The sequence below is a fragment of the Micromonospora sp. WMMD1155 genome (genome assembly GCF_029581275.1).
GTDB lineage: Bacteria > Actinomycetota > Actinomycetes > Mycobacteriales > Micromonosporaceae > Micromonospora.
Map to the genome: position 1 here is coordinate 5,108,296 of NZ_CP120742.1, position 14,411 is coordinate 5,122,706.

A 14,411-nucleotide genomic window follows, 5' to 3' on the forward strand; every position below is an offset into this window, starting at 1 on the left:
ACAACGGCCGGCAGAACCTGCACGCCCTCAACCACCCCTGACCGAAGGGCAGCCACTCATGACCGCGACAAACGGGCGGCGACACCGCTGGGCACTGGCCGGACTGACCATCGCCGTCGTCGCCATCGGCTTCGACATCACCATCCTCAACGTCGCCCTACCCACCATCGCCACCGACCTCACCGCCGACACCAGCGCACTGCAATGGATGGTCAACGCCTACGTCCTGCTCTTCGCCGGCCTGCTGCTGCCCTTCGGCGCGCTCACCGACCGCTACGGCCGCCGCCGCGGCCTGCTCCTCGGACTGGCCGTCTTCGCCGCCGCGTCCGTCGCCGCCGCCTGGGCCGACACCACCACCCAGGTCATCGCCGCCCGCGCCGGACTCGGCGTCGGCGCCGCACTCATCATGCCGACCACCCTCGCCTCCCTCACCGCCCTGTTCACCGGCGCCGACCGCGCCCGCGCGGTATCCGTGCTCGTCTCCGGCATGGGCGTCGGCATCCCGCTCGGCCCGATCATCGGCGGCTACCTGATCGAGCACTTCTGGTGGGGCACCATCTTCCTGATCAACCTGCCCATCGTCGCCGTCGCCGCCATCACCGTCGCCGTGTTCCTACCCGAGTCCCGCGACCCCAACCCACCGCGCCCAGACCCCGCCGGCGCCGTCCTGTCCACCGTCGGGCTGGTCGCGTTCGTCTACGCCGTCATCGAAGCCCCCGAACAAGGCTGGACCGCGCCCACCGTCATCGCCGCGCTGATCGCCGCCGCGACGCTGCTCACCACATTCACCTGGTGGGAACTGCACAACCCGCAGCCCTTGATCGACCTACGGCTGTTCCGCGACCGGCAATTCCGGTGGGGCTCCATCACCGCCACCCTCGCCAGCTTCGCCCTGTTCGGACTGCTGTTCGTCGCACCCCAGCACCTGCAGTTCGTCCTCGGCTTCGACGCCCTCGACACCGGGCTGCGACTGCTGCCCCTCATCGTCGGCCTCGTCACCGGCGCCGGCATCGCCACCCGCCTCACCACCCGTACCGGTCACCGCGCGCCGATCGTCGCCGGGCTCGTCGTCACCACCGTCGGACTGCTCATCGGCGCATTGACCAACGCCGCCAGCAGCTACGGGTTCATCGCGACCTGGTACGCGATCGTCGGCTTGGGCATCGGCGCCATCCTCGCCCCGGCCATGGACGCGGTGCTGGCGGTCATGCCACCCGAACGCTCCGGCGCCGGCATCGCCATCACCATGACCATGCGCCAGACCGGCGGGGCCCTCGGCGTTGCCCTGCTCGGCAGCCTGCTGTCCGCCACCTACCGCGACCGCATCGACACCACCGGCCTGCCGGCGTCAGCCGTCGACGCCGCGACACACTCGATCGCCGGGACGATGGCCGTCGCGAACCGTCTGGCCCTACCGGCGCTCGCCGACGCCGCGGACCGCGCCTATGTCGACGCCATGATCTACGTCCTCATCGCCTGCGCCGCCGTCGCCGCGCTCGGCGCCGCCGCGGCCATGCTCTTCATGCCCGATCGAGTAGGCGATGGCGCTACCGAGTCCGTCGGGGTGGACTCGACCGCGGGCACCGGCTGATGGAGCTGATAGTCACGATGGGGCGCGCCCGAAGCAGGCGCGCCGGTCGTTTGCCTTCGAGGACGACGCTCTCACGGCAGTGTCGGCGAGCCCGCCCGCGTCGTCCAGGATGTCGCCACCGCCCTCGCAGCCCGAGGGTCAGCCACACCCGCTGGCCATCGAACACCGAGGGTGTCCATGGGCGCCGGCGTAGCCTGTCGGGGCGCCGATCCAGCTGACTTGACCAGTTCGAGCGCTAACATCCCGCGCCACGCACCTTCTCAACCTCAGGTTAGTGACCTGCTGTTTCCCTTCTCTCTCACGCAAGAAAAGGGGACGCGCGGGCGCGTTGTGAGGAACGCCTGCTGAAATTTCCGGCGTCCGCTTATGCCCTGATCAGGAGCCGCCTGCGGACCGGGGCGCGTACATGATCAGGGCGACGCCGATCAGGCAGATGCCGGCGCCGATGATGTCCCACCGGTCGGGTCGGAACTTGTCGACGATGACGCCCCAGGCGAGGGAGCCGGCGACGAACACGCCGCCGTAGGCGGCGAGGATGCGCCCGAAGTTCGGGTCGGGTTGGAAGGTGGCGACGAATCCGTACGCGCCGAGGGCGATGACTCCGGCGGCGATCCACCACAGGCCGCGGTGCTCGCGCCAGCCCTGCCAGATCAGCCACGCCCCGCCGATCTCGAACAGGGCGGCGACGATGAACAGCAGGATGGAGCGGACGACGGTCATCGGTGGACCGTAGCGGGCTGCCGGTGGCCCACGATCACGCCGGTGACCGGTCGAGCAGCCGCAGCCGCTCCCGCCGACGCAGCCGCCGCGGTGAGTGCGGCGGGTCGCCCACCACCAGGCGCCGCCGGCGAGGGCGGCGAGAGTCACGGCGATGCCGGGCATCCACGAGCCGGCGGCGGCCCAGCCGGCGCCGGAGACGATCCCGGCGGCGAGCAGCAGCGGGATGGCGCAGCACGCCGCGCAAGCGAGCCCCGCGAGGCCGGTCAGGCCGAAGGGGAGCCCGCGGCGGGTTCGGGCAGCATTCTGGTCAACGGTCTTCGGCATCGGGGACTCCTCTGACGGCGATGGTGGCGAAGGGGATGGGGCAGCACGGCTGTCCGGCGCACGCGACGAGGTCGTCGCAGCCGGCGTCCACCGCGGCGCACAGTGTGCTGGCGATGACCTGCAGGTCGGCGATCTTCGCCTCGACCTCGGCGAGCTTTGCTCGGGCGCGGTTTTGCAGGCCGGCGTCGGGGTGGCGGCCGTGACGGTGTTGGCCCGCGTCGAGCAGGTCGGCGACCTCGTCGAGGGTGAACCCGAGCCCCTGCGCCGCTTTGATCACCCTCAGCACGGTGACCGCTTCGGCGGGATAGAGGCGATGTCCGCCCAAGCTGCGGTCCGGTTCGGCGAGCAGTCCGCGGCGCTCGTAGTAGCGCAGGGTCTGCGGATTCACTCCGGCCGCGGCGGCGACCTGGCTGCTGCGCAGTCCGCTCATGTCGTCATCCTGGCGGCGGCCCGGTGCGCGAGCGCGTCGAGGACGTCGACGTGCGCGGCCGGCACCTGCACGTCGAGGCGCAGGGTGCCGGTGTCGTCGCCGGTGATGGTGAAGGTGAAGAACGAGCAGCAGGAGCTTTCCCGGTCGGTCAGGTCCCGGGCGGTCGCCTCGGTGCTCGGGTCGAGGCGCCACCGCAGGTGGGTGGGGGACAGCCGTTGCTGCTCTCGCAGGGCGGTGGTGAACAGGTCGTCGAACTCGGCCAGCCGCAGCGGCCGTTGCACGCTCGGCAGGGTGCACGCCTCGGGCACCCATGCCTGGTTATCGCTGCTCATACCCATGACGGTAAGCCTGTACCTAGGTACCGGATGCAAGGCCAAGCGCGGCGATTCAACGGACACGTCCGCGGCGAGGGCGGAGAAGGACAGCGCGATGACGCGCAGCGCGGCGTGTTCGCGGCGTTCGTGGTCCGGTCCGGAGAACTGCCAGGCCACGGCGGCGGCGGAGGCCACCTCGATGACGGAGTCGAGCCCGAACCCGATCACTGCGGTCGAGGACGCCATCGTCCCGGCGCTGATGGCGATGACCGCCTCGATCACGTTGTCGGTGATGGTCGCCGCGACGAACAGAAGTACCCACCGGATCAGGATCGAGCGGCGGGCCGGTGACGGGCCAACCGACACCACCGGCAGAAGCGTGTCATCTGGTCGTCTTCGCCGCAGCGCCGGCCAGGATGACCGCGCCGGGGCCGACCTTTCGGCCGTTTGTTATCCGCGCCTGCGTCCCTCGACGCCGGCAGACATGGAGCGGCGACTGGTAGAAACGGCGGCAGTGCCTTAACCGCTAACCCCAGTCGTCGTGTCACACCAGGTGACCGGCTTATGCAGTTGGCGATACGGGGTTAGCGTGGGGTCGAGGCGGGTCAGTCGCGCGTCGCGCCGAGGGATCTGGGTGGTCGACATCGTGGATATACTGGCGTTCGAGACTTCAGCCGGCCTACTGGAGACACCGGCCGGGGTCGTCGGCTCGTGCCGGGTCGAGGTCCGGTGAGCGCCGTCGAGGTTTTGGTGGTCGGGGCGGGGCCAACCGGACTGGCTATGGCCGGGCAGTTGGCCGCCTTGGGTGTGCAGGTCCGGGTGGTGGATCGATCTCTCGACCGGGTGCAGGAGTCCCGTGCCCTGGCGATTCAGCCCCGCACTCTGGAGGTCCTCGCCAGTCTCGGGGTGACTGACGAGATGGTGGCCGTCGGGAACCGCGCGGTGCGGCTGTGTCTGCACGCACGGGGGCGGGCGCGTACCGTGCCGCTGTTTGACTTGGGTCTGTCCGGCACCGCGTATCCGTATCTGCTGTTCCTGTCGCAGGCGGAGACCGAGCGCGTCCTGGGTGAGCACCTCGCGGCGGTGGGGCTTGACATCGAACGGGGTGTCGAGCTGGTGGGGCTGGACCGTGCCGTCGACGGTGCGGTGGTGACGCTGCGGCACGGAGACGGCCGGGCGGAGCGGGTGGCGGTCCGGTACGTGGTGGGTTGCGACGGCGCGCACAGCGCTGTGCGGCACCTCGCTGGAATCGGCTTCGAGGGCGCTGCGTATCCGCAGACGTTCGTCCTGGCTGACCTGGAGGCCGACGGCCTCGACACGGGGACGGCGCACGTCTTCTTGTCCGAGCGGGGAATGCTGTTCTTCTTCCCCCTCGGCCACCCGACCACCTGGCGGCTGCTGGTCATGCGGCCACCCGCCGAGGTGGCCTCACCAGACGCCCCGGTCACCCTCGACGAGGTGCAGGAACTCGCCGACACGTACACCGACGCGACGGTGCGCCTGCGTGATCCCGTCTGGATGACCAACTTCCGGCTGCACCACCGCGCCGCCACCCACTACCGGGCCGGGTCGGTGTTCCTGGCCGGCGACGCCGCGCACATCCACAGCCCCGCCGGCGCGCAGGGCATGAACACCGGCATCCAGGACGCCGTCAACCTCGGCTGGAAACTCGCCCAGGCCCTGCGGAACAACGCTGACTCGGCGCTGCTGGATACCTACGAGACGGAACGGGCGCCCGTCGGCAGGATGGTGCTGCGCTTCAGCGACCGGGCGTTCACCGTCGCGACGTCCACCAACCCGGCCGTCCGGTTCGCTCGGACCCGGATCGCCCCCGCCCTCATCCCGGTCATGCTCGCGTCCCGGTTCGTGCGGGCCTCCGCCTTCCGGACGGTGTCGCAGCTGGGCATCACCTACCGGAACAGCCCACTGTCGGTGGAAGGGCCGCGCCCATCGCGCACCGGTCCACGATCTGGCGACCGGCTGCCCGATGCCCCGCTGCCCGGCACCGCAGACGCCAGCACGCTGCATCGGCTCACCTCCACGCCCGGATGGCACCTGCTGCTGTGCGGGCCTGCCGCTACCTGGCCTGCCGGCGACACCGTCGGCCTGGCCCGGGATCAGCTCACCGTGCACCGGTTGACCGAGCCCGACGCCACCGCAGCGGCCGCCACGTCCGATGCTCAGGCGTTGCGACGGTTGGGGTTCGGCCCCGGCGTTCATGGCGTGATGCTGGTCCGTCCCGACGGACACATCGGCTACCGGGCTGGTGGCACCGACCTGACGGGGCTGCTCGCCTACCTGGACCGCTGGCTCGGCCCGTAACCCCGTCCGCTGCTCTCACCGGCCGCACCGTTCTGCAGCAGCGACAACGTGCCAGCTGCCGTCAAGGTCAGCCGGTCGACGAGCGTCGCGCCTGCCGGCCAGCGGAACCCCATCCGTCTCCGAGCAAGACTGCCGGAAGCGGCCGCAGCTAGCCGGGGCCATCTGAGAGCGGCCGACGTTGTGCACGCACACGAACAGAAGTCGTAGGAGAGTTTGCCCTACGCCCTTGGGGACAGGTTGTCGCAACGGCGCCTCCGGGTCGACCAGTACTGGTCAGCCGGAATCCGTGGTGGTAGACCGTCCGGGCCCACTGGTACCTCCGCGCTCCCCGTCCGAATCGTTCTCGTCGCGGGGGTGCGGAGTCGATCGGTGATGCGGGGGAGAGTCGTGAGGAATTATGGGAGGCCGAGGCGCGGTGTCCGGCGGTGGCGACGTCTCCTGCATCAATCTGGCCAATCCGGCTCGGGTCGCCACCATCAGCAGTCTCTCCCCGCGTCGTAAGCGGCGACCGGGGGGCAGCGAAGACGGCAGGCGAGCGCCGAGTGTGTTGGTCACTTCGAGCAGCCAGGCTTCGCCGGGGCGCCGTAGGTCACCAACGGTCTGTTTCTCCATAACCGAATACGGCGCCACGACGAGGTCAGCCATCAGCAGGACCCGTCGGTCGATCGGTATCGCCTCAAGGTTGTGGCCGAGCAGGCGCGCCGCGAAGAACGGCACCGCCAGGTAGCTGACGCTACGCGAAATGGTGAGATCGAAAGCTCGTTGCACTTGTTCGGCGAAATCGCCGTCGAAAAGTCTCAGGACCACCCGCAGGTCGGGGTGGACGGACCGGCCGATCAACGCCGTCTCCAGGTTAACGGAGTCGTCGGACGTGATGACCACCAACGCACGGCTGGTGGGCACCGACGCGGCCAGCAGTGTGTCGCGCTTGCTCGCATCGCCGATGATCAACGGTATGCCCAGTTCCCTGGCGACCTGTACACCACGCGCGTCGGCTGATTTGTCGATGGCGACGACGTCGACGCCGAGAGCGTGTAGCCCTTCGATCACATAACTGCCGACGCCTCCCAACCCCACCACCACAACGTGTTCCGCTATCCGCTTTGGCACTGCGCCGTCGAGGACCTCAAGGCGGGCCTTGACGACGGCGTCGACGACGGCGCCGGTCAACAGTGGGATCAGTGCGATACTGACGATCGTCAGGACGAGTAGTGTCACCTGTTCCAGCGCGGTGGCACGCGGCTCAGCGTCGGCTCCACCGAAGGCGGCGAGAGTAGCTGCGTAGATCGCCTCCCACCAGGAGCCGTCCGGATGCTGCAGCGCCAGAATCACGGCCCCGGCGACCAGTAGGCCCACAAAACCCGCCAACACGAACCGCAGCCTTCGCCACACCCGTCCGAGGATCGCCCCGACGGGATGGCGATGAGTGAGCCGAGGTCGAGGGGTCAGTGCTGCCGGTTTCCTGGGTACGGCGAAGGCGAGAACCAGGTCGGCTGCGTCTTGTTCCGCTGGCAGGAGGTCGGCGCCGTCGCGCCCCTCGCTGATCGCCAGACCACACAGGATCTCACGTTCGGATACTTCATCTCGGCGTGCGACGACCAGGGCGCCGCCGCGCAGCCCTTCGCTGGGCGTAGCCTCGCCCACGGCTGCCGCCACGAACGCCGGCGCCGCCAGCGCTCCATCCGACAGCACCGTGCAGTACGGCAGTTGGGCGATGCCCTCACTCAGGCTCGTGTTGAACATCCGTACGACAATCCGCAGGCCTGGGTTGATGCCGTGCGCCTGCAGGGCTGCCTCGATGTTCGCGATATCGTTGCGCCCAACAAGGGCCAGGGCGTCTGCCTCTTCGAGCTTTGCCGACCGGTAGGCGTCGGTGTCCGGCTGTTCTGACTCGATGATGCTGACACCGTTCAGCTTGCCGATCCGGCGTCCATAGGTGGATGCCCGGGAAGGCATGATTACCGTGACGGCCAGCTTGTGCCGGTTGATAAGTTCGTCGGCCAAGCGGTAGGCCAGGGTGTCATCGCCGCAGATGACAAATCGATGTGGCTCGCCGGCACCTACCGGAACTTCGGTAGACGCCGGGGTGACAGCCACGCCGCTGATCGTATCGACTGCGGACAAGGCCGCGTGGCCGGCGAACCTGTGGTGACCTGTTGTATCGCGGCTACGACCACTTATCGCCGAAACCTGCCGGGATCAGGCAGGCTTACAACCATCCTCCACACCTACAGGTGCGCTTTGCGAGCACCTACGGGGTCAGCGTCTGCAACAGGCCGCCCGAGGCTGGCGGCGGGACGGGCCTGCACAACAGCGCCAGCCTGTACATCTGCCCGGATGGCAGACCGCTGTACCCCGGGTCGTGACGCGGCGGTTGGGCCCGCTGTGGGCACCTGTTCGCCGGTCGTAGAGGCGCAGTAGCAGCTGCCAGCGCTTCTTTCTGTGTGTGACCCTCGACCGCCATCAGGTGCCGCGTATCTCCAGACGCGCACGGTCACCGTGCGCCGGGTAGGCGAGTCAGCGGGCGTGGCGGCAGTCTTCGACGGTGTCGCTCAGCGGGTCTTCTTCGTCGCTCGTTTGCGGGGCGGCGTCAGCAGTTCAGCGATCGCGGTGATCGCCGAGGGCACCAGCCGGTAGTACGCCCAGACGCCGCGCTTGTCGCGTTCGAGCAGGCCAGCCTCGGTGAGGATCCGAAGGTGATGACTCACGGTCGGCTGGGAGAGCCCGAGCGGTGCCGTGAGGTCACTGACGGACGCCTCGCCCTCGGGAGACGACTGGATCAGGCTGAGCAGTCGCAGTCGGGCCGGGTCGGCGAATGCCTTCAGCACTCCCGCGAGCCGCTCGGCGTCGGCACGTTTGATCGGCTCGCCCGCAAGGGGCGAGATGGCAGGCATCGTTTCCGCAGTTCCCACGTCATGCATCGTTGCAGCAACACCCCCGACGGACCGGTGCAACGAGGCCTTGATCACGGTGAGCCTCTCAAGAGGGATTCGTCGAAGCCGGTTCGGGCCGTGTCGGCATGATGATCGGCGGAGCGAGGGAGGTGCCGGGAATGCCCGGATCGTGTGATGTGGTGGTCGTCGGGGGCGGGCAGGCCGGCCTAGCGGCGGGCTATTACCTGCGCCGTGCCGGCCTGGATTACGTCATCCTTGATGCCCAGTCGCAGCCGGGTGGTGCGTGGCGGCATGGCTGGGACTCGTTGCGGTTGTTCTCCCCGGCGCCGTACAGCCCGCTGCCGGGGTGGGGTATGCCAAGTCAGGACGGTGAGGAGTTCCCGAGCGCCGGGCACGTCGTGGATTACCTGCGGGCCTACGAGCAGCGCTACGGCCTCGCGGTGCGTCGGCCGGTCCGGGTGCGTGAGGTGCGGGCGGCGGGTGAGCACTTGGCGGTGCAGACCGACGCCGGCACCTGGTCGGCCCGGTACGTCATCTCCGCGACGGGGACGTGGCAGTGTCCGTACCTGCCGGACGTCCCTGGCCGGAGGGAGTTCGGTGGGCGGCAGCTGCATACCGTGGACTACACTTCGCCCGGGGAATTCCGCGGGCAACGGGTCGTCATCGTCGGTGGGGGCAACTCCGGGGCGCAGATCCTGGCCGACGTGTCGCGGGTCGCCGAGGTCACCTGGGTCACCCGGTGCCCGCCACGGTTCATGCCGGACGACGTCGACGGCCGGGTGCTGTTCGATCTGGCCGCCCGCAAGGCCTCCGGCGTCGCCGGTGGCGGGGTGAGCGATCTGGGGGACATCGTGATGGTGCCCAGCGTCCGCGACGCCCGCGATCGCGGCGTGCTGCACGCCCGCGCGATGATCGCGCGGCTGACCGCGCGCGGCGTGTGGTGGGCGGACGGCACCGAGCAGCCATGTGACGCGGTCATCTGGTGCACTGGGTTCCGGCCGAACCTCAACCACCTCGCGCCGCTGCTGCCGCCCCTTGAACAGGATGAAGTGGCTACCGACGGCACGCGGTCGGTAGCCGAACCCCGGCTGTACCTGCTGGGGTACGGCGACTGGACCGGGCCCGCGTCCGCCACGTTGGTTGGCGCTGGCCGTACGGCAAAGGCCACGGTCGCCGAAATCGCCGCCCGGCTCCGCCCATAGAGACGGCCTCGGCTGGCAGGACGCAATCACGTAGGGGAAGGCGGAGTTGCGGTCTTGCCAGGCGCCGCTCGATCGCCGGGATCACTTCGCGGTGAGGGTGAGTTCGTCGATCAGCGCTCGCACGCGGGCGTCGATGTCGTCGCGGACGGTCCGAACGAAGGGCAGGTCCCTTCCGGCGGGGTCGGGGATGTCCCAGTCGAGGTAACGCTTGCCGGCGAGGACTGGGCAGGCGTCTCCGCAGCCCATGGTCACGATCACGTCACTCGCGCCGAGGACGTCCGGCGTCAGGGGCTTGGGGTACGCCCGGCCGATGTCGATGCCCCACTCGTCGAGCGCCTCGACGACGTTGTGGTCCAGCCCGCCCGCTGGGTGCGAACCCGCGCACCGCACGTGCACCCTGCCTTGCGCGTACCGGTCGGCGAGCGCGGTGGCGAGTTGGGAACGGCCGGCGTTGTAGGCGCAGAGGAACAGCACCTCGGGTACTGGTTTGTCGATGGTGCCGTCGACCTGCGCCAGGGCGGTGAGTCGTTCGGTGGCGAAGTTCTCCGTCAGGGCTGGCAGGTGGGTCTGGAGGCGGACGGTGCGGTGTAGGTACATGTAGGACTCGAAGACGTACCGTTCGACGGTCTCGGGGCCGAATACGCCGGTGAACCGGCTGGAGAGCCGCTTGGCGATCTGCCCGAGCACGTAGTCGACATCCCGAGTGTTCATTCCGTCGAACGGCCCGTCCATCACGTTGTCCTTAGGGTGCAACCGCTGGTGGGTGAGGTGGGCTGATCGCGGCAGGGCCGCTGCCGGCAACTGCCTGCGCTCGGCTAGGCATGGGTGACCTGGGTGGGGAAGAACCGGCGGCGGGCGGCGAGGCTGACGTAGACGAGGGCGACCAGGACCGGTACCTCGATCAGTGGTCCGACGACTCCGGCGAGGGCCTGGCCGCTGGTGACGCCGAACACGCCGATCGCGACGGCGATGGCGAGTTCGAAGTTGTTGCCGGCGGCGGTGAAGGCGAGCGTGGTGGTGCGTTCGTAGTTCAGGCCGATCGCCCGGCCGATGGCGAACGAGCCGAACCACATGATCGCGAAGTAGGCGAGTAGGGGGAGCGCGATGCGGGCGACGTCCCAGGGTTGGGCGGTGATGGCGTCCCCCTGCAGGGCGAAGAGCAGCACGATGGTGAACAGCAGTCCGTACAGGGCGACCGGCCCGATGCGGGGCAGGAATTTCGCCTCGTACCAGTCGCGGCCCTTGGCGCGTTCGCCGAGTTTGCGGGTGAGGTAGCCCGCGGCGAGGGGGATGCCGAGGAAGACCAGGACGCTGCCGGCGATGTCCCATCCGGAGACGGACAGTCCGGCCTGCTCCAGGCCGAGCCAGCCGGGCAGGACGGTGAGGTAGAACCAGCCGAGCAGGCCGAAGGCGAGGACCTGGAAGACGGAGTTGAGGGCGACCAGGACGGCGGCGGCTTCGCGGTCGCCGCAGGCGAGGTCGTTCCAGATGATGACCATGGCGATGCAGCGGGCGAGACCGACGATGATCAGGCCGGTGCGGTACGCGGGTTGGTCGGGCAGGAGCAGCCAGGCCAGGGCGAACATGACGGCGGGGCCGATGAGCCAGTTGATCACTAGGGAGGAGATCAGCAGGCGCCGGTCGGAGGTGACGGTGTCGAGGCGGTCGTAGCGGACTTTGGCCAGGACCGGGTACATCATGATCAGCAGACCGAGGGCGATGGGTACGGAGATCCCGCCGATCTTGACGTGGTCGAGGGCGTCGTCGAGCCCGGGGATCAGCCGGCCCAGGAGTAGTCCGGCGACCATGGCGGCGCCGATCCATAGCGGCAGGAGCCGGTCCAGCGTCGAGAGCCGCGGTGTGGTGCTCGCCGGTGTGGCCAGTGTCGTCATGTACCTGGTTCCTCTGTTGGTTCCTGGGGGGGTGCGTCCGGGCCGCAGGGCCGTCTGCCCTCGGCGCCGGTGGGCGCTTGGTCGGCGAGGGCGGTGATGCCCTGGCCGAGTGCGCGGACTGCTTCGGGGCGGAGCCGGTAGTAGGTCCAGTAGCGGTGACGTTCGGTCTCCACCAGACCTGCCTGGCGCAGTGCCCGCAGGTGGTGGCTGATCAGCGGCTGGGTGACCCCCAGGTCTTCGACCAGGTGGCACACGCACAGCTGCTCCCGCGCCAGTGCCTGCATGACCCGCCAACGCAGCGGGTCAGCCATCGCCCGGAGTGCCGTGAGCTGAGCTTCATCCGTATCAACTCTCATTGAATTAAATCCTGGCTGATATGGATTCGATCGTCAAGCTGCGGGCGGTGCTGAGTGAACGATTCGCGATCGTGAAATTTGATGTCCATGTCGCGTTCATCCGCTGGAGGTTGGTTCGTCGCCTCGGAGTTCGCTGGCGGTCTATCTGACCTTCCTAGCGTCCGCAGGTGTCCGTAGCTCCGATCTTCCCTGGGAGGACCGATGACGGCCTCGCCCCGTCCACCTCGTTTGCTGCCGCTACTGCCCGGTCACGGCGGTCGCAGTTCGATGACCTGCCTGTACCGCTGCGGGAACGCCTGCTCGCACCCGGCACCCAATAACTCGGACAATCCGTACTTTGCTGACGTGGTCAACGCTGAGGTGTCTCGTCGCGGCCTGCTGCGCGCCGGTTCCCTCGGCGCCCTGGTCATCGGCGTCGGCGCCGCTGCTCTGGCCACCGATGCCGCGCCGGCGGAGGCCGTGGCCCCGGCGGGCCATACCGGGCCCCGCCCACCGATCAACAACGCAGGGCTGACGTTCAAGCCAATCCCGCCCAACACCCTGGACACCGTCGTCGTGCCCAACGGCTACGACAACGCGGTCATCCTCCGGTGGGGCGACCCGGTCGTGCCGGGAGCGCCGGCCTTCCGGGCCGATCGGCAGAGCGCCGCGGCGCAGGCCAAGCAGTTCGGCTACAACAACGACTGGCTCGTGACCCTGCCGCTGGACCGGCATGGCCGCCGGGCGCTGCTGGTGGTCAACCACGAGTACACCAACGAGAACCTGATGTTCCCCGGCTACACCACCCCGGAGGCGCTGACGGTGGAGCAGGTCAGGGTGGCGATGGCCGCCCACGGGCTCAGTGTGGTGGAGATCGAGCGGGTTGGTGACACCGGGCGGTGGGCGCCGGTGGCCCGCGGGACACGGCGTTGGAACCGGCGGGTGACCGCCAGCACGCCGATGCGCTTCACCGGCCCCGCTGCCGGCTCGGCGTTGCTACGTACCACGGCCGACCCATCCGGCACCACGGTGCTCGGCTCGTTGAACAACTGTGCCGGCGGGCTCACCCCGTGGGGCACGATCCTGTCCGGGGAGGAGAACTTCAACCAGTACTTCGTCGGCGGCGACGCCGTCCCCGCCGGGGCCAAGCCTGCCCTGACCCGCTACGGCATCGACACCGTCAACCGCTACCCGTCGGGGTCGCGCAAGTGGGAGCGTGCCGACGCCCGGTTCGACCTGAGCGCCCACCCGAACGAGGCCAACCGGTTCGGTTGGATCCTGGAACTCGACCCGCATGACCCGCACTCCGCCCCGCGCAAACACACGGCGCTGGGTCGGTTCAAGCACGAGGGTGCGGAGATCATCCTCTCCCGCGACGGGCGGGTCGTGGCCTACATGGGCGACGACGAGCGGTTCGACTACCTGTACAAGTTCGTCTCGGACAAGAAGATGCGCCGGGGCGACAAGCCCTTCGACCGGGCACACAACATGACCCTGCTGGAGTCGGGGACGTTGTACGCCGCATCCTTCGGTTTCACCTCCGGGCCGGAGATCGACGGCTCGGGCACGTTGCCCGCCGACGGGGCGTTCAACGGCACCGGACGGTGGATCCCCCTCGCCCGGGGCCGGCAGTCCCTGGTCCCCGGCATGAGCGTCGAGCAGGTCCTCATCTACACCCGACTGGCCGCCGACGCGGTCGGTGCCACGAAGATGGACCGCCCCGAGGATGTGGCGCCGAACCTGCGCACCGGCAAGGTGTACGCCGCGTTGACCAACAACACCCGCCGTGGTGCTGCCGGGCAACCGGCCGCTGACGAGGTCAACCCCCGATCGAACAACCGACACGGCCACATCCTGGAGATCACTGAGGACGGCGGCGACAACGCGTCGACCACGTTCACCTGGGCGATTCCGATCGTGTGCGGCGATCCGGCCGATCCGTCGACGTACTTCGCCGGTTACGACAAGACCAAGGTCAGCCCAATTTCCTGCCCCGACAACCTCGACTTCGACGCCCACGGCAACCTGTGGGTCTCCACCGACGGCAACGCGCTCGGCTCCAACGACGGCCTGTTCGCCGTGCCCCTCGACGGCCCCGAACGCGGACACGTGAAGCAGTTCCTCACCGTCCCGGTCGGTGCGGAGCAAGCGTCCGCGTCCCTGAGTGAGGACAATCGCACCGCGTTCGTCTCCATCCAGCACCCCGGCGAAATCGATGGTGCGAGCATGGACAACCCCGCCTCCACCTGGCCAGATGGCGACTACGCCCGTCCAGCCGTGATCAGCGTCTGGCACGCCGACGGGCGGCAGATCGGCGCCTGAACCCCTCACCTAAGCGGGCGCCCGGACCGTGATGGTCCGGGCGCCCGCCATGCGCGCCCGTGCGC

The 14,411-nt window shown here is 69.0% G+C and carries 12 protein-coding genes and 1 pseudogene; 4 read left to right on the forward strand and 9 right to left on the reverse strand.

Annotation, left to right across the window (positions count from 1 at the left end; translation table 11 throughout):
- Nucleotides 1-58 precede the first annotated feature (58 nt).
- Nucleotides 59-1,591, forward strand: coding sequence for an MFS transporter (locus O7617_RS23460; RefSeq protein WP_282258175.1), 1,533 nt, complete (start codon nucleotides 59-61; stop codon nucleotides 1,589-1,591).
- A gap of 375 nt (nucleotides 1,592-1,966) precedes the next feature.
- Here O7617_RS23460 and O7617_RS23465 read toward each other — a convergent pair whose 3' ends face one another.
- From O7617_RS23465 to O7617_RS23480, 4 genes and pseudogenes are all read right to left on the reverse strand, one after another.
- Nucleotides 1,967-2,311 carry a YnfA family protein gene (locus O7617_RS23465; RefSeq protein WP_282264848.1) on the reverse strand — a complete coding sequence of 115 codons (345 nt, stop codon included), beginning with the start codon at nucleotides 2,309-2,311 and terminating at the stop codon, nucleotides 1,967-1,969.
- 307 nt (nucleotides 2,312-2,618) lie between these two features.
- Nucleotides 2,619-3,065 (reverse strand): MerR family transcriptional regulator, encoded by a 447-nt coding sequence (locus O7617_RS23470; protein ID WP_282258176.1) that lies wholly within the window; start codon nucleotides 3,063-3,065, stop codon nucleotides 2,619-2,621.
- Nucleotides 3,062-3,397: a hypothetical protein gene (locus O7617_RS23475; RefSeq protein ID WP_282258177.1), complete on the reverse strand. Its 336-nt coding sequence runs from the start codon at nucleotides 3,395-3,397 to the stop codon at nucleotides 3,062-3,064. The genes O7617_RS23470 and O7617_RS23475 overlap by 4 nt, the downstream gene beginning before the upstream one ends.
- Before the next feature lie 45 nt (nucleotides 3,398-3,442).
- Nucleotides 3,443-3,784 (reverse strand): annotated as a pseudogene (locus O7617_RS23480) (cobalt transporter); the annotation flags it as partial.
- A gap of 345 nt (nucleotides 3,785-4,129) precedes the next feature.
- Here O7617_RS23480 and O7617_RS23485 point away from each other — a divergent pair.
- Nucleotides 4,130-5,701 (forward strand): FAD-dependent monooxygenase, encoded by a 1,572-nt coding sequence (locus O7617_RS23485; RefSeq protein ID WP_282264849.1) that lies wholly within the window; start codon nucleotides 4,130-4,132, stop codon nucleotides 5,699-5,701.
- Between the two features lie 273 nt (nucleotides 5,702-5,974).
- Here the strand turns inward: O7617_RS23485 and O7617_RS23490 are convergent, their stop codons facing one another.
- Nucleotides 5,975-7,798, reverse strand: coding sequence for an NAD-binding protein (locus O7617_RS23490; RefSeq protein WP_282258178.1), 1,824 nt, complete (start codon nucleotides 7,796-7,798; stop codon nucleotides 5,975-5,977).
- 455 nt (nucleotides 7,799-8,253) lie between these two features.
- Nucleotides 8,254-8,622: a metalloregulator ArsR/SmtB family transcription factor gene (locus tag O7617_RS23495; protein WP_282258179.1), complete on the reverse strand. Its 369-nt coding sequence runs from the start codon at nucleotides 8,620-8,622 to the stop codon at nucleotides 8,254-8,256.
- Nucleotides 8,623-8,753: 131 nt separating this feature from the next.
- Between O7617_RS23495 and O7617_RS23500 the strand changes: the two genes are divergently transcribed.
- Nucleotides 8,754-9,797 carry an ArsO family NAD(P)H-dependent flavin-containing monooxygenase gene (locus O7617_RS23500; RefSeq protein ID WP_282258181.1) on the forward strand — a complete coding sequence of 348 codons (1,044 nt, stop codon included), beginning with the start codon at nucleotides 8,754-8,756 and terminating at the stop codon, nucleotides 9,795-9,797.
- A gap of 81 nt (nucleotides 9,798-9,878) precedes the next feature.
- Here the strand turns inward: O7617_RS23500 and O7617_RS23505 are convergent, their stop codons facing one another.
- The 3 genes from O7617_RS23505 to O7617_RS23515 form a co-directional block, all read right to left on the reverse strand.
- Complete coding sequence (locus O7617_RS23505) at nucleotides 9,879-10,529, reverse strand: arsenate reductase ArsC (protein ID WP_282258184.1); 651 nt, start codon at nucleotides 10,527-10,529, stop codon at nucleotides 9,879-9,881.
- An 83-nt stretch (nucleotides 10,530-10,612) separates the two neighbouring features.
- Nucleotides 10,613-11,689 carry an ACR3 family arsenite efflux transporter gene (gene arsB, locus O7617_RS23510; RefSeq protein ID WP_282258185.1) on the reverse strand — a complete coding sequence of 359 codons (1,077 nt, stop codon included), beginning with the start codon at nucleotides 11,687-11,689 and terminating at the stop codon, nucleotides 10,613-10,615.
- Nucleotides 11,686-12,045: a metalloregulator ArsR/SmtB family transcription factor gene (locus tag O7617_RS23515; protein ID WP_282258186.1), complete on the reverse strand. Its 360-nt coding sequence runs from the start codon at nucleotides 12,043-12,045 to the stop codon at nucleotides 11,686-11,688. The genes arsB and O7617_RS23515 overlap by 4 nt, the downstream gene beginning before the upstream one ends.
- Nucleotides 12,046-12,246: 201 nt before the next feature.
- Between O7617_RS23515 and O7617_RS23520 the strand changes: the two genes are divergently transcribed.
- Nucleotides 12,247-14,346 carry a PhoX family phosphatase gene (locus tag O7617_RS23520; protein WP_282258187.1) on the forward strand — a complete coding sequence of 700 codons (2,100 nt, stop codon included), beginning with the start codon at nucleotides 12,247-12,249 and terminating at the stop codon, nucleotides 14,344-14,346.
- The last annotated feature ends 65 nt before the right edge of the window (nucleotides 14,347-14,411 follow it).